This window comes from Metapseudomonas resinovorans DSM 21078, assembly GCF_000423545.1.
Lineage (GTDB): Bacteria > Pseudomonadota > Gammaproteobacteria > Pseudomonadales > Pseudomonadaceae > Metapseudomonas > Metapseudomonas resinovorans.
Genome location: NZ_KE384030.1, coordinates 119,906 through 144,147, shown reverse-complemented (window position 1 = coordinate 144,147; position 24,242 = coordinate 119,906). Strand labels below are relative to the sequence as shown.

Below are 24,242 nucleotides of genomic sequence, written 5' to 3'. Positions count from 1 at the left end.
GTTTAGCGGCGACGCAGGTCCAGGGTCATGGGCAGTTCGTCGTCGGCTCGAGGTGGAGTGACCTGCAGTTTGCCCGGTGTGTGCCCATGGCGGAAGAAGCGCGCCAGTCGCCGGCTTTCCGCCTCGTAGGCGTTCACCGGGAAGCTGTCGTAGCTGCGTCCGCCAGGATGAGCGACGTGGTACTGGCAGCCGCCCAGGGAGCGCTGCATCCAGGTGTCCACCAGGTCGAACACCAGGGGCGCGTGAACGCCGATGGTGGGCTGCAGGCAGGAAGCCGGCTGCCAGGCGCGGTAGCGCACACCGGCGACGAATTCGCCGCCCCGCCCGGTGGGCCGCAACGGCACTGGCTCGCCATTGCAGGTGAGCACATAACGGTCCGGCGGCATGCCGGTGACCTTCACCTGAACCCGCTCCAGCGAGGAATCCACATAGCGCACGGCACCGCCGCTGGCGCCCTCTTCTCCCAGTACATGCCAGGGTTCCAGGGCCTGGCGCAGCTCCAGGTCGATACCCTTGACCTGGAAATCGCCGTATTTAGGGAAGCGGAACTCGAAGTGCGGTGCGAACCATTCAGCGCGCAGGGGATAGCCCGCGGCGTTGAACTCGTGGACCACGTCCTCGAGGTCCTGCTGGACGAAGTGCGGCAGCAGGAAGCGATCATGCAGCTCAGTCCCCCAGCGCACCAGTTTCGGTGGCGTATAGGGTTCGTCCCAGAAACGCGCCACCATCCCCCGCAGCAGCAGTTGCTGGGCCAGGCTCATGCGTGCATGGGGCGGCATCTCGAAGGCGCGCAGTTCCAGCAGGCCAAGACGACCGCTGCTGCTGTCCGGCGAGTAAAGCTTGTCGATGCAGAACTCGGCGCGGTGGGTGTTGCCGGTGACATCCACCAGCAGGTTGCGCAGCAGCCGGTCCACCAACCAAGGCGGGCAGTCGGTGCCGGGTTCGGGCATCTGCCTGAAGGCGATTTCCAGTTCGTAGAGCGCATCGTTGCGCGCCTCGTCCACCCGTGGCGCCTGGGAGGTGGGGCCGATGAACAGGCCAGAGAACAGGTAGGACAGCGACGGATGGTTGTGCCAGTAGCTGATCAGGCTGCGCAGCAGGTCCGGTCGGCGCAGGAAGGGCGAATCCGCCGGGGTGGCGCCCCCCAGAACAAAGTGGTTGCCGCCGCCAGTCCCGACGTGACGGCCGTCGACCATGAACTTTTCGCTGGACAGCCGGCACTGCCGCGCCGCCTCGTAGAGGAATTCGGTGCGCTCCACCAGTTCGTCCCAGTTGGCCGAAGGATGGATGTTCACCTCGATCACACCGGGGTCGGGGGTGACACGGAAGTTGGTCAGGCGCGGGTCGCCGGGCGGCTCGTAGCCCTCCAACAGCACCGGGCAGCCCAGTTCGCCGGCCGTGGCTTCAATGGCCGCCACCAGCTCCAGATAGGCCTCCAGCTCGCCCAGGGGCGGCATGAACAGGTAGAGCCGCCCTTCGCGGGGTTCGGCACAGAGGGCGGTGCGCGTGATGCCGACTGCAGACTGGTGACGGACAGGCTCGCGGAAATCACCCTGAGCCCCCGGCGCGCCATCACGCAGTTGCTCACGGATCAGCGCCGAACGGCGCAGCGGCGGGAAGGTCTGGCTGGGATCTGCCGGGTTCACGTAGGGGTAATCCGCCTCGTTGACCCAGGGTTGGGAATCCAGCGGCAGACGGTAGCCCAGGGGTGAATCGCCGGGGATCAACCGGCAATGCTCATCGCGCAGGTACCAGCGACCGCTTTCCCAGGCGTCCCCGGCCGCGTTGCGTCCCAGCGGCAGCACCTGGCCAACCTCCTCGCCCAGGCCGCGTTCGAATACCCGGCGCAGGCGCTCGCGCTCCAGCGGGTCGGCCAGGCGGGCATCTTCCGGCGTGACGTTGCTCGGCAGCGTGCGCTCGCGCCAAAGGTAGTAGAGCCAGTCCTCGAAGGCCGGAAACTGATGCTCGCCCGATACGCCGAGGCGGTTGGCCACGCGACTGAGGAAGCGCGCTGCGAGACGGGTGTCGGCACCGTAGCTACGGCTTTCGTCGGCATACAGGGCCGGGTCCTGCCAAACAGGCTCCCCGTCCTTGCGCCAGAAGCAGTTCAACGACCAACGTGGTAGCTGCTCGCCGGGGTACCACTTGCCCTGGCCGAAGTGCACCAGGCCCTGGGCCGCATAGTGCCCACGCAGTCGGTGGAACAGGTCGGCGGCCAGGCGCCGTTTGTTCGGACCCAGGGCAGCGGTGTTCCACTCCGGGTCGTCGGGGTAGTCGATGGCGATGAAGGTGGGTTCGCCGCCCATGGTCAGGCGTACGTCGCCCGCCGCGAGGTCGGCATCGATACGCGCCCCCAGTTCGCGAATGGCCTGCCACTGTTCGTCGCTGTAGGGCTTGGTCACCCGCGGCGCTTCCCAGACCCGCTCGACGCGCATGTCGTGGGAGAACTCGCACTCGCTTTCATCCACCGCGCCGCTGATGGGCGCCGCCGAGGACGGCTCCGGGCTGCAGGCGAGCGGAATGTGCCCCTCCCCGGCGAACAGGCCGGAGGTCGGGTCCAGGCCGACCCAGCCGGCGCCCGGCAGGTAGACCTCGCACCAGGCGTGCAGATCGGTGAAGTCCACCTCGGTGCCACTGGGGCCATCGAGGGACTTCTGGTCGGCGGTGAGCTGGATCAGGTAACCGGAGACAAAGCGCGCCGCCAGGCCCAGGTGCCGCAGGATCTGCACCAGCAGCCAGGCGGAATCGCGGCAGGAACCGGACGCATTCTTCAAGCTCTCTTCCGGGCTCTGCACACCGGGTTCCATCCGGATCAGATAGCGGATATCCCGCGACAGCTGCTGGTTGATCGCCACCAGAAAATCCACGCTGCCCTTGGGCGTGAGGTCGATGCGCGTGAGGTAGTCGGCGAACAAGGGCGTGGCCGGCAAGCGGCTCAGGTAGGGCGCGAGTTCGCGCTGGTCATCGGTGGTGTAGCTGAAGGGGATCTGCTCGGCATAGGGCTCGAGGAAGAAGTCGAAGGGGTTGAACACGGCCATTTCGGCAACCAGGTCCACTTCCACCTTCAACTCGCGGGTCTTTTCCGGAAACACCAGACGCGCCAGGTAGTTGCCCTGGGGGTCTTGCTGCCAGTTGATGAAGTGCTTGCCCGGCGCCACCTTCAGCGAATAGCCGAGGATGCGCGTGCGGCTGTGGGGTGCCGGCCGCAGACGGATGACCTGCGGACCGAGGTTGACCTCACGATCGTAGCGATAGTGGGTGACGTGATGCAGTGCGACATGGATCGACACGGCGTGCCTCCTGCGAGCCTGGGCGATGCTGGGAGTCGCGCAAGACTTGTGCCAGCCCCCAAACCGTGAATTTCGGCCCCTCCGAGCACCGGAAAAGGGCCGCCTGTGCACCCGAATGCACCGGCCGCACAAAAATGGTTCGCGGTCAGCCGACGGGTGAGGTTCAAGCCTAGCGGCCGAAGATGAAGAAGAAGGGAATTCGCGAAAGGCTGGTTAGGCTGATTGGGTATAAGCAGCTACCGAGCACGACGACATCCGTGGGGGCTCAACACCCTCTCGGCAGCCCGGCGATCCATCGCGTCAACAGTTCCAGCCCTTCGCGGTGGGCGGTGGAGCGGCCGATCTCGGGCATCATCACGCTGGGGTCGGTGCTCTCGACTCGATAGATCAGCACCGAGGCGTCTGGCTGGCCGGGGTGGATGTCCACCAGACGATTCCCGGAGCCCTTGCCCGCCGCCACCGGCTGCTTGCACAGGCCGTAGGGAATGCCCAGCGGAGTGGCCGCGTCGAGGTAGAGCCCCGAAGTGCGCGCCGGCCCCTTGGGGTTGTGGCAGTGGGCGCAGTTGATGTCGAGGTAGCTGCGCGCTTGCTGCTCCAGGCTTTCTCCCAGGCGCGGCGCACTGGCCTGCGCATTGCGCGGGATGTTCTCGTGCGCCGGCAGCCCCTGCAGCAGCCCCCGGCGCTGCCAGCGTTGCAGCTGGTTTTCCACACCCTCCGGATACGCCAGGTCACGGTTCAGGTGACGTGCCTTGGGGCCCAGGGGCTGAACGCCTTCGCCGTGGCGCTCTTCGTGGCAGCCGGCACACTGGTTGGCGTCGGGCACCTGGTAGTCCACCGCCAGCGTGCCCCCATGCTCGTCGTGCAGTTCCAGAGCTGCGCTGGCGCCCGCCCACTCCAGGGTCGCGTCCTGCTGCGCGTCGTCCCACACATAGGGCAACGCCACCCAACCCTGCCGCTGACGCAGCAGCACGCGGGTTTCCATCAGCTTCACCTTCGCCAGCGCCAGCGCCTGGGCCGGGTCGCGCTCATCACGCGAGGTCTTCAACAGGCGGCCCTGGCCATCCTTCGGGTAGTAGAAGGTTTTGGTGAGCACAGTGCCGACCGGGAAATCGAAGCGCTCCGCGCCATAGCGGGCGGCCTGGCCCGGCGGCAGCCAGACGGTGCGCAGCTTGTGGGTGTAGTCGCTGAACAGCGGCGTATTGAGGTCATACGCCAGGGCCTCGGCGGCCGGCTGCAGATGGCCGTTGGCGCGCTGCACCATCCCCCAGCCACTGAGTTTTTCCGGGTAGGCCTCACCTTCAGGCAGGTAGAGCGGATCAGGTTGCTGGTCGCAGCCGGCCAGCAGCACCAGCATCAGGCCGAGCGCGCGCCTCATGAGCCCTTGTTCTCCACCGCGCTGGCCAGCACCACTTCAGGCAGCGGCGGCAATTTGCAGCGGTGGGCGCTCATGTCAGTGCTGATGTTCTTGAAGTTATTAGGGCCGTCGACGTTGACCAGGGTGGCCGCACCGTTGTCGACGCAGATGCCCAGTGCCGCTGGCAGCTTGCCGCTCACCAGTTTCGCGGGGTTCACGTAGCCGTCCCAGAGGATGTCCGGCAGGCGACCATTGAGGCCGAACTTGGCGAGTTTGAGGGCTTTCAGTTCGAGGTGGTCGGGGCTGTCGCCAGCGGGGCCGAAACGATTGCCATGGATGGCGATGCGCTCTGGGTAGGGGTCGAAGTCCTCGCTGGTGGAAAGGTCGCTGTAGCCGGTGCTGAAGTAGCTGCTGACGATGACATTGGCGGTGCGGTGATGGCCGATGTCGTTGTCGAAGATTTCCACATCGTCGTTGGAGTTGATCACCACGCCGGAACCGGCCGGCACGCTGGCCACCGGAGTGCCCTTGTGGCCGAAGTTGTCGTGGTTGTTGCCCTCGACCCGGTTGCGATAGATGCGGGTGCCGTGCCCGGGCTGCTGCAGGTTGGGCATGTTGAACACCAGGATACCGCCGGTGTTGCCGGTGGCGACGTTGTCGTAGACGTCGGCGCCGATGGTGTTCTCGATCTCGATGCCGGCGACGTTGCGCTCGGCGCGGCTGTTGCGCACCACTACGTTACGCGACTGGCCAACGTAGATGCCGGCATCGGACGCGCCGATGGCCACTGCGCCTTCGATCAGGGTGTTCTCGGTCTGCACCGGGTAGATGCCGTAGGCGCCGTTCTCGGTGGCCGGGCCGTTGGTCCATTCGGTGCGCACGTTGCGGATGACGATGTTCTTGCCACCCACCACCTTGAGGGCGTCGCCCTTGCTGTCTTCCAGGGCGAGGTCTTCGATGGTGAAGTCCGAGGCGTCCACCAGCAGCCCCTCGGCGCCGGCCTTCTGGCCCTTGAAGTTGAGGATGGTCTTGTCCATGCCGGCGCCCTTGAGGGTCACGCCGCTCACTTTGAGGCTGAGGCCGCGGTCCAGTTGCCAGATACCGGCGGGGATCTCGATGACGGTGCCGGGCTTGGCCTTGATCAGGCGGGCCTGGAGGTCTTTCTGGAAATCGGCATGGGCCACGGGGGCTTCGCCCTGATCACCGCAACCGGCAATCAGGAGCGCAAGGGCCAGGAGGGAAATCGAACGCATGGGCAGGCACCGGACTCTTCTTATTAATATTGGCACTATAGTGCCAATTACCCTTCTGATAAGAAGTTTCCGATGAACTGGTAAGAAAAGTCAGTGCTACGCGCACATACAAAACGCCAGCCCGAAGGCTGGCGTTCTGATCAGCGCGGCGCTACCGGCCGCTTGGCCGGCTTTTTCTTGCCACCGCCCTTCTCGGACGCAGCGGCCTTGTTCTCCGCCTGCTTGCGGGCGAAGGCCGCAGCCTTGGCCTGCTCGCGCTTATCCCAGGGCTTGCTGCCGTCGCTGGCGCGGGGCGGCAAGCCGGTGTGCTGGGTAAGCACCTTGCCGACCTTCTTGCTGCCGGCCGGGGTGGAGTTCTTGCGACGGGCGCTGTGGTACTCGTCGGTAGCTGGCTGGTAGGCCGGGATCAGCTGGTGCTTGCCGTTGCCGATCAGGTCACCACGGCCCATGCGCTCCAGCGCTTCGCGCAGCATCGGCCAGCCCTTCGGGTCGTGGTAGCGCAGGAAGGCCTTGTGCAGGCGGCGCTGCTCCTCGCTCTTGACGATTTTCACGCCTTCGCTCTTGTAGGTGACCTTGCGCAGCGGGTTCTTGCCCGAGTGGTACATGGCGGTGGCGCTGGCCATGGGCGACGGGTAGAAGGCCTGCACCTGGTCGGCGCGGAAGCCGTTGCGCTTGAGCCAGAGGGCGAGGTTCATCATGTCCTCGTCCGTGGTGCCGGGGTGCGCGGCGATGAAGTAAGGGATCAGGTACTGCTCCTTGCCCGCTTCCTTCGAGTATTTCTCGAACATCTGCTTGAAGCGGTCATAGGAGCCAATGCCGGGCTTCATCATCTTGCCCAGCGGACCTTCCTCGGTGTGTTCCGGGGCGATCTTCAGGTAGCCGCCGACGTGGTGAGTCACCAGCTCCTTGACGTACTCGGGGGACTCCACGGCCAGGTCGTAGCGAAGGCCGGAGGCGATGAGGATCTTCTTCACACCGGGCAGCGCGCGGGCCGAGCGATACAGCTGGATCAGCGCCGAGTGGTCGGTGTTGAGGTTCTCGCAGATACCCGGCCAGACGCACGACGGCTTGCGGCAGTGCTTCTCGATCTCCGGGCTCTTGCACGCGATCCGGTACATGTTGGCGGTGGGGCCGCCCAGATCGGAAATGACGCCGGTGAAGCCGGGCACCTTGTCACGGATTTCCTCGATCTCGCGGATGATCGACTCTTCCGAGCGGTTCTGGATGATGCGGCCTTCGTGCTCGGTAATGGAGCAGAAGGTACAGCCGCCGAAGCAGCCACGCATGATGTTCACCGAGAAGCGGATCATCTCGTAGGCCGGGATCTTCTCCTTGCCGTACGCGGGGTGCGGGACGCGCGCATAGGGCATGCCGAAGACGTAGTCCATTTCTTCGGTGCTCATCGGGATCGGCGGCGCGTTGAACCAGACGTCCACCTCACCATGGCGCTGCACCAGGGCGCGCGCGTTGCCGGGGTTGGTCTCCAGGTGCAGCACACGGTTGGCGTGGGCGTAGAGCACCGGATCGTTACGCACTTTCTCGAAGGACGGCAGGCGGATGACGGTCTTGTCGCGGGTCAGATGCGGGTTGGGCAGCAGCTGCACCACCTTGGCTTCCTGCGGGTCGTCTACCGGGCCTTTTTCCTGCTCGATGGCGCAGGCAGCGGTGTCCTGGGTGTTGACGTAGGGGTTGATGATCTTGTCGATCTTGCCCGGTCGGTCGATGCGGGTGGAGTCGATCTCGAACCAGTCCGCGGGGGTGTCACGACGGATGAACGCAGTGCCACGCACGTCGGTGATGTCTTCGATCTTCTGGCCGTGGGACAGGCGCTGGGCAATCTCCACCACGGCACGCTCGGCGTTGCCGTAGAGCAGGATGTCAGCCGTGGCGTCCATCAGGATGGAGCGGCGCACCTTGTCCTGCCAGTAGTCGTAGTGGGCGATGCGGCGCAGGGAGGCCTCGATGCCGCCAAGGATCACCGGCACGTGGGTATAGGCTTCCTTGCAGCGCTGGCTGTACACCAGGCTGGCGCGGTCCGGGCGTTTGCCGGCGAGTCCGCCAGGGGTGTAGGCGTCGTCGGAACGAATCTTCTTGTCCGCGGTGTAGCGGTTGATCATGGAGTCCATGTTGCCCGCAGCCACGCCGAAGAACAGATTCGGCTCGCCGAGCTTCATGAAGTCGTCCTTCGAGCGCCAGTCCGGCTGGGCGATGATGCCCACGCGAAAGCCCTGGGCTTCCAGCAGGCGACCAATGATGGCCATGCCGAAGGACGGGTGGTCGACGTAGGCGTCGCCGGTCACGATGATGATGTCGCAGGAGTCCCAGCCGAGCTGATCCATCTCTTCCCGGCTCATCGGCAGGAAGGGTGCGGGACCGAAACACTCGGCCCAGTACTTCGGATAGTCGAACAGCGGCTTCGCAGCTTGCATATTTTTTGACCAGCGGGCTTTTTCACGGGGCGCGGAATATAGCACAAAATTTGAGCAAATCCGACGCTGCCGCTAGGTTTCCTCTAGACCTGAATGCAAGCCTGTAGGAAATGGCGTACACAGTGATCACAAATTCTCCAGATCGCTATACTTCGGCCGACACAGATACCGCCAAGCCGCAGTGGAAAAAACTTACAAGGAGCATGTGCGGTGCCACGTCCGACCCTGACCCTCCTCCTGCTCCTTTGCTGGTTGGGCCTGACATTGCCAGCCCAGGCGGCCTTCGAACTCACGCCGCAGAGCAGCGGTGCGACGCTCAACGGGGCGATTGACCTGCTGGAAGACCCGGATGGCACGCTGGACATCCAGGACATGGCCGCCCCCGAGGTACAGCAGCGCTTCACCCCGGCCAATGGCCGCGCGACCGTCGGCCAGAGCCGCAGCGTCTGGTGGGTAAGGGTGCAACTCCGCCGCAGCAGCGACGCGCCGCAGCAATGGTGGCTGGAGAACTCCGGCATCACGGTATATCGGGTCAGCCTGTTCCTGCCGGATGGCCAAGGCGGCTGGAGTCGCAAGGAGACCAGTGAGGTCCTGCCCTTCGCGGAAACCCGCGACTATTCCTACAGGCGCATGCTGTTCAAGCTGCCGGAGATCGACGCCCAGCCCCTGACCCTGTACTTCCGCAGCTACGACCCGGCGGGCAACTCCTTCCCGCTGAAGGTGTGGCAGCTGGATGACCTGAAGGAGCTGAAGTCCACCGAGAACCTGGGTTTCGGCCTGGTTTACGGGGTGATCCTGGCGCTCCTCCTGTACAACCTGTTCATCCTCGCGGCACTGCGCGACACCGCCTACCTCTGGTACGTGCTGGCCACCGCGTCGGCGTTGATTTTCATCCTCAGCATGACCGGGCACGGCTTCCAGTATTTTTGGCCGGATGCGCCGGTACCCGTCTGGCTGGACCGCATCACCCTCCCCTCGCTCTGGGGCATCTTCGTGATGCGATTCACCCAGGAGCTGCTCTACACCCGCCGGAGCCTGCGCTGGGCCGATCGCCTGTTCAACGTGGCCTGCGTGCTATACGCCATCGCCATCGTGATCAACGTCTTCGGCTACCGGGCCGAGGGCGCGATATTGATCGCCATTACCCCTATCGTCACCGTGCCCACTGCCCTGATCATTGCGGTGATCCGTTGGCGCCAGGGCTTCATTCCGGCGCGCTTCTACCTGATCGGCTACGGCACCGTGCTGATCAGTACCGCGGTACTGGTAATGCGTGCCGCCGGGTTGATCGAGCCGATCAACTTCACCGCCTACATGTTCCCCGTTGCCGTCGCCGCGGAGTCGATCCTGTTCTCTTTCGCGCTGGCCTACCGCATCCAGATGCTCAAGCAGGAGCGCGCCGCCGCCCTGGAGCAGGCCGACCGCGAGAAGACCGCACGCCTGGCACAGATGCAGGCCAGCGCGGACGAACTGCAGACTGCTGTCACCACGCGTACCGCCGAGTTGGCCGCGGCCAACCAGCGCCTCAGCGAGCGTGAGCGGGCGCTGGAACACGCCGCCTTCCACGACTCCCTGACCGAGCTGCCGAACCGCCGCTATCTGATCGAGCGCACTGAGTCGGCCCTGGCCAACGCCAAGCGTCACGACGAGCCGCTGGCGCTGATGCTGATCGACCTCGACCACTTCAAGCCGATCAACGACCGCTTCGGCCACGACGCTGGCGATGAAATGCTGCGAACCATAGGTCGACGCCTGCGCGAACATGTGCGCGGGGGCGATGCGGTCGCGCGCTTGGGCGGTGACGAGTTCGCCGTGCTGATCGGCGGGCCGGACGCCCAAGCCGAGGCCGTCGATGTGGCCCATCGTCTGCTGGAAGAGCTGGCGGCCCCCATGTGCTACGGCGCAGAGAAGCTGTCAGTGAGCATCAGCATCGGCGTCGCCCTCTACCCGCAGCATGCCCGGCATTTCTCCGGGCTCTACCAGACCGCCGACCAGGCCCTGTACAAGGTCAAGGCCCGCGGCCGCTCAGGCTTGGCGGTGTTTGGCGAAGATGGCGAGCTGTCCAGCGAGGCCAGCCTGCAACTGGATGTGCTGAAGATTCGCAGCGGGTTGCTGTAGGGACCGCGTCACCACCCATTCGCTCCCACCGCTCGAACCACCAGAGCGGCAAGGCGTTCAAGCAGGACGATTCAGGCCAGATAGCGGCGTGGCACGCGCGCAGTAACCTTGGTCAACAGCTCGTAGCCGATGGTGCCGCAGACCTGGGCCAGTTCATCCACCGGCAACTGAGCGCCCCAAAGCTCCACCGGATCACCGACACGGGCCTCCGGCATGTCGCTGAGATCCACCGCCAGCATGTCCATGGATACACGCCCTGCCAGGGGCACGCGACGACCATTGACCACGACCGGAGTGCCATTGGGCGCATGACGCGGGTAGCCATCGGCATAGCCGCAGCTGACGGTGCCAATGCGCGACGGCCGAGCCGCTTCCCAGGTAGCGCCATATCCCACCGCTTCGCCCGCTGCGATTTCGCGCACGGCGATCAGCTGGGCGCTGAGGCTCATGGCCGGTTTCAGGCCAAGATCGGCAGCACTGAGATCGGCAAACGGCGAGGCGCCGTAAAGCATGATGCCGGGACGCAGCCAGTCCATATGCGCGGCGGGGAGGGTCAGGATGGCCGCCGAGTTGGCCAGGCTGCGCTGGTCGAAGTCCAGGCTCAGCAGGTCGAGGAAGCTGTCCAGCTGCACCTCGTTGAGGCTGTGACCACGCAGGTCAGCGCAGGCGAAGTGGCTGATCAGGTTGAGTTCGGCCACCTGGGTAGCGCCACGCAGGTGGCCATGCCAGCGGCGCAGCTCGTCTGCGGCGAAGCCGAGGCGGTGCATGCCGGAATCGAGCTTGAGCCAGACGTTCAGCGGCCTCGCCAGCTCGGACGCGAGTAGCGCTTCAGCCTGCTCCGCCCCTTGCACGACCAAGTCCAGGCCGAGCTGGGAGGCCAGTTGGTACTCGGCCGGTTCGAAGCAGCCTTCCAGCAGGAGGATTCGCGCTTCGTCGTCCAAGGCGCGGACTTCGGCAGCTTCTTCCAGGCACGCCACGGCAAAGCCATCAGCCTCACCGTGCAGACTGCTGACGACCTCTCGCACGCCATGGCCGTAGGCATTCGCCTTGACCACCGCGAAGGCCTGCCGGCCAGGTGCGCAGCGCTTGGCCAGGGCGTAGTTGTGGCGAATGGCGGAGAGGTCGACGGCGGCGATCAGCGGGCGCATTGAGACGGGCTCATGAACGAAAACGGGCGCCCATCATACCGCCTGGACGCCCTCTCTCATTGATCCACGACTTATTCGTCTTCGAAGTTGTAGGCACCTGGTGCCAGGTTCTCGAAGCGCGAGTACTTGCCGAGGAAGGCCAGCCGCGCGGTACCCAATGGACCGTTACGCTGTTTGCCGATGATGATCTCGGCGACGCCCTTGAACTCGGTCTCGGGGTGGTAGACCTCGTCGCGGTACACGAACAGGATGATGTCGGCGTCCTGCTCGATCGCCCCGGATTCACGCAGGTCGGAGTTGATCGGGCGTTTATTCGGGCGCTGTTCGAGTCCCCGGTTCAACTGAGACAAGGCGATCACCGGGCAGTTGAACTCCTTGGCCAGGGCCTTGAGCGAGCGCGAGATCTCGGAGATTTCGTTAACCCGGCTGTCGCCGCTGGAGCCGGGAATCTGCATGAGCTGCAGGTAGTCGACCATGATCAGGCCGATCTCGCCGTGCTCGCGCGCCAGGCGGCGGGTACGGGCACGCATCTCGGAGGGCGAGATGCCGGCGGTGTCGTCGATGAACAACTTGCGGTCATTGAGCAGGTTGACCGCGGAAGTCAGGCGCGGCCAATCGTCGTCGTCCAGGCGGCCAGCGCGAACCTTGGTCTGGTCGATGCGGCCAAGGGACGCGAGCATACGAATCACGATTGATTCGGAGGGCATCTCCAGGGAATACACCAGGATCGCCTTGTCGCTACGCATCAGGGCGTTTTCCACCAGGTTCATGGCGAAGGTGGTCTTACCCATGGACGGACGGCCGGCGACGATGATCATGTCGGCCGGCTGCAGGCCGCTGGTCAGGTTGTCCAGGTCGTTGAAGCCGGTGGACAGGCCGGTGATGGCATCGCCGTTGTTGAACAGCTCGTCGATGCGGTCGATGGCCTTGACCAGGATGTCGTTGATGCCCACCGGGCCGCCGGTCTTCGGGCGCGCTTCGGCGATCTGGAAGATCAGTCGCTCGGCTTCGTCGAGGATCTCTTCGCCAGTACGTCCCTGGGGGGCGTAGGCGCTATCGGCAATCTCGGTGCTGATGCCGATCAGCTGGCGCAGTGTGGCGCGCTCGCGAATGATCTGGGCGTAGGCCTTGATGTTGGCTACGGACGGCGTGTTCTTGGCCAGTTCGCCGAGGTAGGCCAGGCCGCCGACCTGGGGCAGTTGGCCTTCCTTGTCCAGTTGCTCGGACAAGGTCACCACGTCGAACGGCATGTTGCGCTCGGCCAGCTTGAAGATGGCGCGGAAGATCAGCCGATGATCGTGACGGTAGAAGTCGCCGTCGGACACCTGGTCGAGCACGCGCTCCCAGGCGTTGTTGTCCAGCATCAGGCCCCCGAGGACGGCCTGCTCGGCCTCGATAGAGTGCGGCGGCACTTTCAGGGCGGAAGTTTGCAGGTCGAACTGTTCCGGGACGGAGATATCGTTCATGGGCTCGGAAAATCTTGGGGTAGAAAGACATCGGGCACGTCATCGCTTTCGCAATGACGTGCCCGATGTTAGCGGCCCTGCACCTGAGTGCAAGTCCACTCGACGGCTTGCTTAGCCAGCGATCACGATCAGCTTGACCGCAGCTTCGACGTCGGTGTGCAGGTGCAGAGCAACGTCGTACTCGCCAACTTGGCGAATGGTGCCGTTCGGCAGGCGGACTTCAGCCTTGGCAACCGGAACGCCAGCGGCGGTCAGGGCGTCAGCGATGTCGTGAGTGCCGATGGAACCGAACAGCTTGCCTTCGTCGCCAGCGCTGGCAGTGATGGTCACTTCCAGTTCAGACAGCTGGGCAGCGCGAGCTTCGGCGGTGGCCTTCTTGTCAGCAGCCTGCTTTTCCAGCTCAGCGCGGCGAGCTTCGAACGCAGCAACGTTCGCGGCAGTAGCAGCGGTGGCCTTGCCTTGCGGCAGCAGGTAGTTACGGCCGTAGCCGGACTTTACGTTCACCTTGTCGCCCAGGTTGCCCAGGTTGGCGATTTTTTCGAGCAGGATGACTTCCATTTGAGTCTTACCTCTTAACTTTTAACCTTCACCGTTCGCGGGGCCGGCGCCATTCTTGCGCGCCTTGCGACCACGAAAATCAATCAGACTGTCGACGATGGCCAAAACCACCAGTATTGGATAGATCAGTTGCATGAACAGCAGCAGCGACAGGTAAAGCCCCACCAGCCAGAAACCGGCCAGTCCACCCTGCTTTGCCAGACCGTGCACCAGGGCAAGGCCGGCAAAAGCCAGCGGCACGCTGCAGATCGGCGTCAGCATCGCCAGCTCCAGGCCCAGGTTCGGACCCAGCAACATGGCGGCCAGCAGGCCGAAAGCCAGTGCCGCCGGCAGTTTCACGGCGCGGAACTCGCCACCGAAACCACCGGGGTTGTACAGGGCTGCCTGCCAGTAGCGACCGAGCATCAGGCTCAGCACGCTGACCAGTTGCAGCAGCGCCGCGATCAGGCCGGTCAGGACCGGCGCGACCATGGCTCCCAGGCGCGCTCGCTCGTCTTCCGCCAACTGCGAATAGACGGTGCCCATCACCTGCGGCATGAGCTTCTGCAGCTCACCCGCCATGGCGGTAATGGGCTCGCGGAACACCGCGCCCAGCACCAGGCCGTACAGCAGACCCAGCGCCACGCTGATCATCAGCACCCGCGTCCAGGACACGCTGGAACGCAGTACCAGGGCCAACCCCAACGCACCGAGCAACACCATCAGGGTGCGCGGTTCGCCGAAGTACCACCAGCCGAGGGCCGGCAGTAGAGCCCAGGCAATAATGCCGAGAGCATCGTTCATACCACGCCGCAGCAGCACCAGGCTGCCGGCGGCTGCGCTCAGCCAAAACATCATGGGCAGGGCCGCAGCACCCGCCACCACCAGGGTGGCCTGCATGCGACCGCGCATGATGAACTCAGCCAGAGCGCGCATTGCGATCTATTCCTTACCTAGGTCGACCGACCGAGATCAACGGCCGTGGCTGTCGGTGTAGGGCAGCAGGGCCAGGTAGCGGGCGCGCTTGATAGCGGTAGCCAGCTGACGCTGATACTTGGCTTTGGTGCCGGTGATACGGCTCGGAACGATCTTGCCGGTTTCGGAGATGTAGGCCTTCAGGGTGTTGAGATCCTTGAAGTCGATCTCTTTCACGCCTTCAGCGGTGAAACGGCAGAACTTACGACGACGGAAGAAACGTGCCATGAACTTGGCTCCTCAATAGATCCGTGGATTACTCGTCAGCGTTGTCGCTGTCATCGCCTTCGGCGACAGCGTCAGTCTCAACGCGCTCACGGCGCTCACGGCGCTCGCTGCGGTTTTCCTCGGCCTTGAGCATCTCGGACTGGCCAGTGATGGCTTCGTCGCGGCGGATGACCAGGTTGCGGAGGACGGCGTCGTTGTAGCGGAAGTTGTCTTCCAGCTCGGCCAGGGCTTTGCCGCTGCACTCAACGTTCAGCATCACGTAGTGAGCCTTGTGAACGTTGTTGATGGCGTAGGCCAGCTGACGACGGCCCCAGTCTTCCAGGCGGTGAACCTTGCCACCGTCTTCTTCGATGAGCTTGGTGTAGCGCTCAACCATGCCGCCAACCTGCTCGCTCTGGTCCGGGTGAACCAGGAAGATGATTTCGTAATGACGCATAAATGCTCCTTACGGGTTGTAGCCTGCCAACTTAGTGGTCAGGCAAGGAGTGAATATCTCGTTTTGGCTTGCCGAGCCGAGGGCGCGCAATAGCCTGCCCTCACGGCAAGGGGCGACATTCTAGAGAAGGGTCGAATGCCGCGCAAGGTAAATTGGCGAAACTTTGAACAGCCCGGAGCAGCAGAAAAACGGCCCGGGCAACCCCGCACTAAGTGCGGGTGCGGCGCTGGCGCACCGCTTCGAAGAGGCAGACCCCGGTGGCCACCGAGACGTTGAGGCTGCTGACGCTGCCAGCCATGGGCAGCTTGACCAGGTAATCGCAGTGCTCGCGGGTCAGGCGGCGCATGCCCTTCCCTTCCGCGCCCATGACCAGCACGGTCGGCCCGGTCATGTCCTGCTCATAGACCTCCTGAGTCGCTTCGCCGGCAGTACCGACCACCCAGAGGCCCTTCTTCTGCAGCTTCTCCAGGGTACGTGACAGGTTGGTCACCGCCACCAGCGGCATGACCTCCGCCGCACCGCAAGCGACCTTGCGCACTGTGGCATTGAGGGTCGCGGACTTGTCCTTGGGTACGATCACCGCCAGCACGCCTGCCGCGTCGGCAGTGCGGAGACAGGCTCCGAGGTTGTGCGGGTCGGTAACGCCGTCCAGGGCCAGCAGCAGGGGCGCACCCGAAGTGCGCTCGAGCAACTCGTCGAGCATGTTTTCGCCCCACACCTGGCTGGGACTGACCTCGGCCACCACGCCCTGATGGACGCCTTCTGCCCATTCGTCCAGTTCGTGGCGATCCTTGTGGCCAACCGCAATGCGGTGCTGGCCGGCCAGGTCGAGGAGGACCTGGACTCGCGGATCATGCCGACTTTCCGCCAGCCAGAGCTGCTTGACGCGCTTGGGGTGATGACGCAGCAGCGCCTCCACGGCATGTACGCCGTAAACCTTTTCCAACTGACTCATTTCTTGACCTTGCTACTGGGCGCCTTGGGTTTCGGCGGTCCCTTACGGTGTTTCGAGGGCTTACTGGCGGCCTTGGCCTTCGCCGCCTTGGCTTTCTTCTTTGGCGGCTTGGCTGCAGCGGTCACTTCACCCTTGACAGGTTTATCCAGGGGCTTCTGCGCCGGGCGCGTGCCCTTGCTGGCCTTGGCGCCCTGACGGGCCTCGCTGAGCAAGGCCTGCTTCATAGCCCTGCTCTTGCCCACATCGGTGTTGCCGAGCATTTCCTCGGCCTGGGCGAGCATCTCCGTCGGCACGGCAGGCAATGCCTGAACCTTGCCAGCCCGCTGCCGACGCGACGCCACGGCTGCCCTCGGTTCCTGCTGGGGAGTGTCTTGCTGGGCGTGGCGAGCAGCACCCTTGGCGCCCCGACTACGGCCCTTGCCGACCTTGGGCTCGGCAGCCTTGGCCTTGCCTTTGACTGGGGCGGACTTGTCGGCGCCACGATTCTTGCGGCCGACCGGCGCGCTTAGGACGTTGTCGGACAGTTCGAAGTCGATCTTGCGCTCATCCAGATCGACCCTCGCCACCACGACTTCCACCGTGTCACCCAAGCGGAAGCTGCGACCGCTGCGCTCGCCGGAGAGACGATGGTGGATTGGGTCGAAGTGGTAGTAGTCGCCCGGCAAGGCCGTGACATGCACCAGGCCTTCCACATAGATGTCGATCAGTTCGACGAAGATGCCGAAGCCGGTCACCGCCGAGATCACACCAGGGAAGGTCTCACCCACGCGGTCACGCATGTACTCGCACTTCAGCCAGTTGGTGACATCGCGCGTGGCTTCGTCGGCGCGGCGCTCAGTCATCGAGCACTGCTCGCCGAGTTGCGCCAGGCGAACTTCGTCGTAGGGATAGATGCGCGCCTTGGGCATGGCTGCGGCGCCGGCGCGACGCACATGGGCGCTTTCTCGCCTGGAGCGGATCAGTCCACGGATGGCGCGGTGGACCAGCAGGTCCGGATATCGCCGGATGGGCGAAGTAAAGTGGGTGTAGGCGTCATAGTTGAGACCGAAGTGCCCTTCGTTGTCCGGGCTGTATACCGCCTGACTGAGGGAGCGCAGCATTACGGTCTGGATCAGGTGATAGTCAGGGCGCTCGCGGATCGTTTCCAGCAGGGCCTGGTAGTCGCTCGGGGTCGGCTCACTCTTGCCGCGATTGAGCGTCAGGCCCAGTTCGGCAAGGAACTGCCGCAGCTTGTCGAGGCGCTCGCTCGGCGGCCCCTCGTGAACGCGGTAGAGCGCCGGAATTTCGTGCTGCATGAGGAAGCGCGCAGTCGCCACGTTGGCGCAGAGCATGCACTCCTCGATCAGCTTGTGAGCATCGTTGCGCTGAGTCGGCAGGATCTCGGAGATCTTGCGGTCGGCGCCGAATACGATACGGGTTTCCTGAGTCTCGAAGTCGATCGCGCCACGGACCTGGCGAGCCGCCAACAACACCTTGTAGAGCTTGTAGAGCTGCTGCAGGGGCGTGACCAGATGCGGCAACTGTTCGGCGAACAGCTTGGCCTCAGTGGAGTCCGGGGTTTCCAGGAACTGGCTGACCTTGGTGTAGGTGAGCCGCGCATGCGAATGGATGACCGCCTCGTAGAACTCGTAGCCGGTGAGTTTCCCGGCGCGGGATAGGGTCATGTCGCAGACCATGGCCAGGCGATCCACCAGCGGATTCAGCGAGCAGAGGCCATTGGACAGCACCTCCGGCAACATCGGGATGACCTTCTCCGGGAAGTACACCGAGTTGCCGCGATTGCTCGCCTCTTCATCCAGCGCCGATCCCACTTTTACGTAGTGGGAAACGTCGGCGATGGCGACGATCAGACGCCAGCCGCCGCCTTTGCGGGCTTCGGCATAGACGGCGTCATCGAAGTCGCGAGCGTCCTCGCCATCGATGGTTACCAGGGCCAGGTCACGCAGGTCGATGCGTTTTTCCTTGTCCTTCTCTGCCACCTCTGGCTTGAGCTTGGCGGCTTCCTTCAACACGGCGGCCGGCCACTCATGGGGAATGTCGTAGCTGCGCAGGGCTACTTCGATTTCCATGCCCGGCGCCATGTAGTCGCCCAGCACTTCCACCACTTCACCCTGTGCGAGACGGAAGTTGCTCGGCCACTGCTCGATCTTCACCTGGACAAACTGGCCATGCTTGGCAGCACCCTGCTTGCCGGCGGGCACCAGCACTTCCTGCTGAATCTTCGGGTTGTCCGCCACGACCCGTGCAATACCGCTCTCCTCGAAGAAGCGGCCTACCAGGGTTTCATGGGCACGCCCGATGATCTCCACCAGCGCACCCTCGCGGCGGCCGCGTCGATCAAGGCCGGAAACCCTCGCAAGCGCGCGGTCACCGTCGAATACCAGGCGCATCTGTGCCGGGCTCAGGAACAGGTCGTCGCTGCCATCGTCGGGAATGAGGAAGCCGAAACCGTCGCGGTGGCCACTGACACGACCACAGATGAGGTCGAGCTTGTCCACCGGCGCATAGGTGCCGCGGCGCGTATAGATAAGCTGACCATCGCGCTCCATGGCGCGGAGTCGACGGCGCAGGGCTTCCAGCTGCTCGTCCGTGGTCAGGCCGAATTCTTCTACCAACTGCTCTCGGCTGGCGGGGGCACCGCGCTCATCGAGGCGCTGCAGGATCAACTCGCGGCTGGGGATGGGGTTCTCGTATTTTTCCGCCTCACGAGCGGCCTCGGGGTCGAGGTTCTGCCAATCGGCCATCAGGGGGTGATCACCTTTTTATCCATAGAGGGATTTGCCATGTCTCTTATTGAAGCGCGAATTCCGATTGTCGGTCAGCTTAGTCCGAAGAATAATTTTTTTCGCGCTCAGGGGTTTACAACACAAAAGTCGGCTCGTATAGTTCGCGCCCACAGCGTCGCTGAGACGTTGTGAAGGAAGCAGATGAGCAATCATCGCATCCAGTGCCCAGGTGGCGGAATTGGTAGACGCACTAGGTTCAGGTCCTAGCGGTGGCAACACCGTGGAAGTTCGAGTCTTCTCCTGGGCACCACTCTTTTGAAGCCGAGCCGCAAAGCTCGGTTTCTTGTTTAACGGATCGTATGGTTCCGTGTCGTTCAACGATGAACACCGTATAAGTCGATGAGCAATCATCGCAATGTGCCCAGGTGGCGGAATTGGTAGACGCACTAGGTTCAGGTCCTAGCGGTGGCAACACCGTGGAAGTTCGAGTCTTCTCCTGGGCACCACTCTTAAACAAAGCCGAGCTCTGCTCGGCTTTGTGCTATCTGACGTTCGGAAACCTCGATAGCGTCCAGGTCAAGGGGCCGAGCCTGCGCCCCGCCCCCATCCCCTGAACGCATTCTACGCCTTGAACTGCCCCAGGCTGGCCTTGAGCTGATCGGCCAGACCGGCGAGCACACGCCCACTGCTGGCAGTCGCCGCCACCGCTTCAGCCGCCAGACTGGCCTCGGAATGGATCACGTCCACCCGACCACGCACCCCATCTGCTCCCGCCGCCTGGTGCTGCGCAGCGCGCGCGGCGGCCTGCACCGCTCCATGCACTTGCTCCACAGCCTGCTGCACGCCTTGCTGCAAGCGCTCGCTGTCGCGCAGCGCCTCCAGCCCCTCCACCGCACGCTCACGCGCCTGAGAGATAGCCGACACAGCTTCGCGCGCACCGGTCTGCAATGCAGTGATGTGCTCCTGGATATCGCCGGTGGACTGCTGGGTCTTGCTCGCAAGCGCCCTTACTTCGTCTGCCACCACGGCAAATCCACGCCCACTTTCCCCCGCCCGCGCAGCCTCGATCGCCGCGTTCAGCGCCAGCAGGTTGGTCTGCTCGGCAATACCATGAATCACCGACAACACCATCTCGATCTGTTCGCTCTGCCGCGCCAGGCGCTCGATCACCTCGGATCCGCTTTGCACTCGCGCCTCCAGGTTCTCGATCAAACCACCAACCTTGCGCGCGATAGCCGCATTGTCCTGGGCCGCCTGGCGAATTTCGCCCACCTGGCGCAGGGCATCCTGCATTGCATGACTTTCGGCCTGAGCCTCAGACACCATACCCGCCAGCACACTCAGGCTGCCTTCCACCTCACTGCGCTGGCGCTGGGTCGCAGCCTCCGCGGACTGACTACGCTCCGATAGCGCCTTGATCTCGACGCCCGTGCGCTGCGCCACATCGCCCGCCTCACGCACGATGGGCTGAAGCTTGTCGACGAAACGGTTCACCGCAGCGGCCATTTCACCCACTTCATCACGGCTGTCCAGCTGAACCCGGCGCGTCAGGTCACCTTCGCCGGCCGCCAGGTCGTTCAGCGCAGTGATCAACAGACGCAGGCGAACCACCACACGGCGCCCCAGCACCACGGCCAGCACCAGCAGCACACCAAGACCGACCAGCGCCAACCCCAAGCCGATGCGCCAGCGCAACTCACCCGCCGCCGACTCCACAGCCTGACGAGTGCCAGCACTCATGTTGCCAGCCGTCTCGCGAGCCGACTGCAGGCGGGCAGTCAGAGCCGCGCTACTTTCGGTGGCAGCGCCGGAGAGGCTCTCGCCCACCAACTCGCCACCACTGGCAATCAGGGTGGCGAAACGCTGGTCCAGCGCCTTCAACTGCTGTTCGACCGAGGCGGTGGACACACCCATGCGCACCTTGCCGATTTCCACACCATTTGGGCTGATGGAAGCATCCACCAGGTAGACCGAAGGGTCGCTGGCTGCTGCATTCAGCACCTTGTCCAGCGCCCGATCACCCTGCCCCTTGGCCAACAGCGCCTTGATCTGCGGATTTTCGCGATTGAGGTAACGGGTCAGATGCTGACCATTCGCGTCGTCATAGATGATGAACAGCACGTTGGGATTGCGCTGAGCACGACGAGCGAACTCGGACAGCGTCGGCACGTCGTTATCCCACATGGCACGCGGCGCTACGGCAGCGAGTAGCTGGGCGAGATCGTTGGCCGACTCCTTGAGGTTCTGCTCCAAGGTCTGGCGCAGCTGGGCCTGCTCCTGCTGGAGACGCTCACTGAGGCCCGCCCCCAGACGCTCGCGAGTCTTGCCGGAAAGCGCACTCAAGCTACCGGCAACCTCCTGCCCGGCGAGCCCCAGATCATCCGCGAGGCGCTGGGTATCGCTACCCAGCCGCACACCCAGCTCATCCACCAGGGAGTTCACAGTGCTCCGCGTCAGGGCAACGGCCACCACCACCTGCACCAGCAGGGCAATGCCCAAGGCGATGAAGACGGGACGCAGTAAACGGCTTTGCAACAAAGACAGGATGGCTGACACGACTTGTGGCTCCTTAACGACCGTTACCGCTATAACGGCGACAACTCGGATTTATAAAGTGCCAGCAAGGTACGTGCCGACCAGCAGCGCGACATTTGCGACCACTGAAACGACGAAGGGCCGCACGAGGCGGCCCTTCCGTGAGAGTCAGAAGACTCAGGCGTACGGGTAACGCAGGATGATCGTCTCGTTACGGTCAGGACCGGTGGAGATGATATCGATGGGCGCCCCTACCAGCTCTTCCACGCGCTTGATGTAAGCGCGGGCGCTGGCTGGCAGCTCTTCCAGGCTCTTGACCCCGACGGTGGATTCGCTCCAGCCCGGCATTTCCTCGTAGACCGGCTGCAGACCGATGTAGCTGTCGGCATCGGTAGGTGCATCCACCAGGACCTCGCCGTTCTGGTCCTTGTAGCCGGTGCAGATGCGGATGGTTTCCAGGCCGTCGAGCACGTCCAGCTTGGTCAGGCACAGGCCCGAGATGCTGTTGATCTCGATGGCGCGACGCAGGATCACGGCATCGAACCAGCCGCAGCGACGGGCACGGCCGGTGGTCGAGCCGAACTCGTGGCCACGCTTGGCCAGAAAGGCGCCGGTTTCATCGAACAACTCGGTCGGGAACGGGCCGGAACCCACGCGAGTGGTGTAGGCCTTGGTGATACCGAGAATGTAATCCAGGTACAGCGGACCGAAGCCGGAACCGGTGGCGGTACCGCCAGCAGTGGTGTTCGAGCTGGTGACGTAGGGGTAGGTACCGTGGTCGATGTCCAGGAGCGAGCCTTGCGCGCCCTCGAACATGATGTTGGCGCCCTGCTTGCGCAGCTGGTGCAGGCGCGCAGCCACGTCGACCATCATCGGCTTGAGCAGCTCAGCGTAGGCCAGGGCCTCGTCCAGGGTCTTCTGGAAGTCGACCGCCGGCTCCTTGTAATAGTGCTGGAGAACGAAGTTGTGGTAGTCCAGCAACTCACCCAGCTTGGCGGCAAAGCGCTCGCGGTGGAACAAATCGCCAATGCGCAGGCCGCGACGAGCAACCTTGTCTTCGTAAGCCGGACCGATGCCACGACCGGTGGTGCCGATCTTGGCGTCGCCGCGGGCCTTTTCGCGCGCCTGGTCCAGCGCTACGTGGTAGGGCAGGATCAGGGTGCAGGCCGGGCTGATGCGCAGGCGCTCACGCACCGGTACGCCTTTCTCTTCCAGCTTGGTGATTTCGCGCAGCAGCGCGTCGGGCGCAACCACTACGCCGTTGCCGATCAGGCACTCGACGTTCTCGCGCAGGATGCCGGACGGGATCAGGTGCAGCACGGTCTTCTCACCATCGATCACCAGGGTGTGGCCGGCGTTGTGGCCGCCCTGATAACGCACGACGGCGGCAGCCTGGTCGGTCAGCAGATCGACGATCTTGCCCTTACCCTCATCACCCCACTGGGTGCCCAGGACTACGACATTCTTACCCATAACACTTGTCCTCTTCGCAGAAGCTCGATGCCGGCAGCCGCCGGCGGAAAACACGGAAACTCGTTTGTGGCCGGCCAACTACGCCGGCCATGCAGCCACCTTCCTCAGGAAAGCGCCGCCACCTGCCAGCGCCCATCACGCAGGACCAGAAGGCGATCGCAATCAGCCTCTTGCGCACACGCCACTTCCTGACCCGGCAAGGCCTGCACCACACGCTGCCCATCGGCACGCAGTCGCTTGACCTCGTACCAGAGGTAAGGGTCGTGACTATCTGGCGCCCAGATGCCAGGCAGCGGCTGATCCAGCGCCATGCTCCCCAGGGTTACCAGGGTCTTCAGGTCGGTGGAGAAACCAGTCGCGGGCCGGGCACGACCGAAGTCGGCGCCGATATCATCGTAGCGGCCGCCCTGGGCAATGGACTGCCCGACGCCCGGCACGAAGGCAGCAAACACTACCCCGGTGTGATAGCGGTAACCACGCAGTTCACCCAGGTCGAAATAGAGCGGCAGCTCGGGATAACGCAGCTCCAGCGCATCAGCGATGGCGATCAGCTCATCCAGCGCGACATGCACGTCATCGGGGGCGTCCATCAGCACGCCCTGAGCGAGATCCAGCACCTCGCGACCACCGCAAAGCTCGGCAAGGGCGCGAAGCATGGAAGCCAGCTCGCGCGGTAGGTCTGCGGTCAGCTCAGCCACTTCGTCCACGGCCTTGCGCTGCAACGCGTCGAACAAGCTGCGCTCGACTTCGCCAGAGAGACCCGCAGCCTTGGCCAGCCCTCGATAGATGCCGACATGGCCGAGATCCATATGCACATCCGGCACGGCAGCCAGTTCGAGCATTTCCAGCATCAGGCTGATGACTTCCACATCGCTCGCCGGGCTTGCGTCACCGTAAAGCTCAGCACCCAACTGGATCGGGCTGCGCGAGGTGGACAGCGCGCGCGGCTTGGCATGCAGCACGCTGCCGGCGTAGCACAGTCGGTTCGGGCCTTCGCGGCGCAGGGTGTGAGCATCGATTCGCGCCACCTGCGGCGTGATGTCAGCGCGGAAACCCATCAAGTGGCCCGACTGCGGGTCGGTCACCTTGAAGGTGCGCAAATCAAGGTCCTGGCCGGCACCGGTCAGCAGGGACTCGAGATATTCAATGTGCGGAGTGACCACGAAGTCGTAGCCCCAACGCTGGAACAGGTCCAGCACCTGGCGGCGGGCTGCCTCGATGCGCGCCGCTTCGGGCGGCAGTACTTCTTCGATACCGTCTGGCAGCAGCCAGCGATCTACCGTTGCCATTTCGCCAATCCCCTCTCAACCGGGCGGCAA

16 protein-coding genes and 2 tRNA genes are annotated in these 24,242 nt (G+C 64.0%); 3 read left to right on the top strand and 15 right to left on the bottom strand.

Annotated features, from left to right (window positions below; genetic code table 11):
* Positions 1-2: 2 nt before the first annotated feature.
* The 4 genes from G559_RS0124020 to G559_RS0124005 form a co-directional block, all read right to left on the bottom strand.
* Positions 3-3,290, bottom strand: a complete 3,288-nt coding sequence (locus G559_RS0124020) for a transglutaminase family protein (RefSeq protein ID WP_028630669.1) — start codon at positions 3,288-3,290, stop codon at positions 3-5.
* Positions 3,291-3,555: 265 nt separating this feature from the next.
* Complete coding sequence (locus G559_RS0124015) at positions 3,556-4,665, bottom strand: SO2930 family diheme c-type cytochrome (RefSeq protein ID WP_028630668.1); 1,110 nt, start codon at positions 4,663-4,665, stop codon at positions 3,556-3,558.
* A complete protein-coding gene (locus G559_RS0124010; protein WP_036997825.1) occupies positions 4,662-5,897 on the bottom strand; it encodes a parallel beta-helix domain-containing protein in 1,236 nt (411 codons plus the stop codon). Before G559_RS0124010 ends, G559_RS0124015 begins: the two co-directional genes overlap by 4 nt.
* 140 nt (positions 5,898-6,037) lie before the next feature.
* Positions 6,038-8,326, bottom strand: coding sequence for a YgiQ family radical SAM protein (locus tag G559_RS0124005; protein WP_028630666.1), 2,289 nt, complete (start codon positions 8,324-8,326; stop codon positions 6,038-6,040).
* Between the two features lie 210 nt (positions 8,327-8,536).
* Here G559_RS0124005 and G559_RS0124000 point away from each other — a divergent pair, with 210 nt between their 5' ends.
* Complete coding sequence (locus G559_RS0124000) at positions 8,537-10,444, top strand: diguanylate cyclase (protein ID WP_028630665.1); 1,908 nt, start codon at positions 8,537-8,539, stop codon at positions 10,442-10,444.
* A gap of 71 nt (positions 10,445-10,515) precedes the next feature.
* Here the strand turns inward: G559_RS0124000 and alr are convergent, their stop codons facing one another.
* The 8 genes from alr to rnr form a co-directional block, all read right to left on the bottom strand.
* Positions 10,516-11,592: an alanine racemase gene (alr, locus tag G559_RS0123995; protein WP_028630664.1), complete on the bottom strand. Its 1,077-nt coding sequence runs from the start codon at positions 11,590-11,592 to the stop codon at positions 10,516-10,518.
* A gap of 71 nt (positions 11,593-11,663) precedes the next feature.
* Positions 11,664-13,058: a replicative DNA helicase gene (gene dnaB / locus G559_RS0123990; RefSeq protein ID WP_028630663.1), complete on the bottom strand. Its 1,395-nt coding sequence runs from the start codon at positions 13,056-13,058 to the stop codon at positions 11,664-11,666.
* 111 nt (positions 13,059-13,169) lie between these two features.
* Positions 13,170-13,616 (bottom strand): 50S ribosomal protein L9, encoded by a 447-nt coding sequence (gene rplI / locus G559_RS0123985; protein WP_028630662.1) that lies wholly within the window; start codon positions 13,614-13,616, stop codon positions 13,170-13,172.
* Between the two features lie 21 nt (positions 13,617-13,637).
* Entirely contained in the window at positions 13,638-14,531 is an 894-nt protein-coding gene (locus tag G559_RS0123980; protein WP_028630661.1) for a hypothetical protein, read from the bottom strand.
* 36 nt (positions 14,532-14,567) lie between these two features.
* Complete coding sequence (rpsR, locus tag G559_RS0123975) at positions 14,568-14,798, bottom strand: 30S ribosomal protein S18 (RefSeq protein ID WP_003452992.1); 231 nt, start codon at positions 14,796-14,798, stop codon at positions 14,568-14,570.
* A 28-nt stretch (positions 14,799-14,826) separates the two neighbouring features.
* Positions 14,827-15,234, bottom strand: a complete 408-nt coding sequence (gene rpsF / locus G559_RS0123970) for a 30S ribosomal protein S6 (RefSeq protein WP_028630660.1) — start codon at positions 15,232-15,234, stop codon at positions 14,827-14,829.
* Between the two features lie 208 nt (positions 15,235-15,442).
* Complete coding sequence (rlmB, locus tag G559_RS0123965; protein WP_028630659.1) at positions 15,443-16,189, bottom strand: 23S rRNA (guanosine(2251)-2'-O)-methyltransferase RlmB; 747 nt, start codon at positions 16,187-16,189, stop codon at positions 15,443-15,445.
* On the bottom strand, positions 16,186-18,933 hold the full coding sequence (gene rnr, locus G559_RS0123960) for a ribonuclease R (protein ID WP_028630658.1): 2,748 nt from the start codon (positions 18,931-18,933) through the stop codon (positions 16,186-16,188). Before rnr ends, rlmB begins: the two co-directional genes overlap by 4 nt.
* Before the next feature lie 205 nt (positions 18,934-19,138).
* Here rnr and G559_RS0123955 point away from each other — a divergent pair.
* Positions 19,139-19,225 (top strand) — tRNA-Leu (locus G559_RS0123955).
* A gap of 109 nt (positions 19,226-19,334) precedes the next feature.
* Positions 19,335-19,421: transfer RNA gene (locus G559_RS0123950), tRNA-Leu, on the top strand.
* Between the two features lie 115 nt (positions 19,422-19,536).
* Here the strand turns inward: G559_RS0123950 and G559_RS0123945 are convergent.
* The 3 genes from G559_RS0123945 to G559_RS0123935 form a co-directional block, all read right to left on the bottom strand.
* Positions 19,537-21,471 (bottom strand): methyl-accepting chemotaxis protein, encoded by a 1,935-nt coding sequence (locus G559_RS0123945; protein WP_028630657.1) that lies wholly within the window; start codon positions 21,469-21,471, stop codon positions 19,537-19,539.
* Between the two features lie 156 nt (positions 21,472-21,627).
* Complete coding sequence (locus G559_RS0123940; protein ID WP_028630656.1) at positions 21,628-22,923, bottom strand: adenylosuccinate synthase; 1,296 nt, start codon at positions 22,921-22,923, stop codon at positions 21,628-21,630.
* A gap of 104 nt (positions 22,924-23,027) precedes the next feature.
* Entirely contained in the window at positions 23,028-24,212 is a 1,185-nt protein-coding gene (locus tag G559_RS0123935) for an ATP phosphoribosyltransferase regulatory subunit (protein ID WP_028630655.1), read from the bottom strand.
* Positions 24,213-24,242: the final 30 nt, after the last annotated feature.

Excerpts from the sequence above, each read along its gene's own strand:
- G559_RS0124015 (WP_028630668.1), bottom strand. The coding sequence starts at position 4,665 with ATGAGGCGCGCGCTCGGCCTGATGCTGGTGCTGCTGGCCGGCTGCGAC.
- G559_RS0124010 (WP_036997825.1), bottom strand. The coding sequence starts at position 5,897 with ATGCGTTCGATTTCCCTCCTGGCCCTTGCGCTCCTGATTGCCGGTTGC.
- G559_RS0124005 (WP_028630666.1), bottom strand. The coding sequence starts at position 8,326 with ATGCAAGCTGCGAAGCCGCTGTTCGACTATCCGAAGTACTGGGCCGAG.
- alr (WP_028630664.1), bottom strand. The coding sequence starts at position 11,592 with ATGCGCCCGCTGATCGCCGCCGTCGACCTCTCCGCCATTCGCCACAAC.
- dnaB (WP_028630663.1), bottom strand. The coding sequence starts at position 13,058 with ATGAACGATATCTCCGTCCCGGAACAGTTCGACCTGCAAACTTCCGCC.
- rplI (WP_028630662.1), bottom strand. The coding sequence starts at position 13,616 with ATGGAAGTCATCCTGCTCGAAAAAATCGCCAACCTGGGCAACCTGGGC.
- G559_RS0123980 (WP_028630661.1), bottom strand. The coding sequence starts at position 14,531 with ATGCGCGCTCTGGCTGAGTTCATCATGCGCGGTCGCATGCAGGCCACC.
- rpsR (WP_003452992.1), bottom strand. The coding sequence starts at position 14,798 with ATGGCACGTTTCTTCCGTCGTCGTAAGTTCTGCCGTTTCACCGCTGAA.
- rpsF (WP_028630660.1), bottom strand. The coding sequence starts at position 15,234 with ATGCGTCATTACGAAATCATCTTCCTGGTTCACCCGGACCAGAGCGAG.
- rlmB (WP_028630659.1), bottom strand. The coding sequence starts at position 16,189 with ATGAGTCAGTTGGAAAAGGTTTACGGCGTACATGCCGTGGAGGCGCTG.
- rnr (WP_028630658.1), bottom strand. The coding sequence starts at position 18,933 with ATGGCCGATTGGCAGAACCTCGACCCCGAGGCCGCTCGTGAGGCGGAA.
- G559_RS0123940 (WP_028630656.1), bottom strand. The coding sequence starts at position 22,923 with ATGGGTAAGAATGTCGTAGTCCTGGGCACCCAGTGGGGTGATGAGGGT.
- G559_RS0123935 (WP_028630655.1), bottom strand. The coding sequence starts at position 24,212 with ATGGCAACGGTAGATCGCTGGCTGCTGCCAGACGGTATCGAAGAAGTA.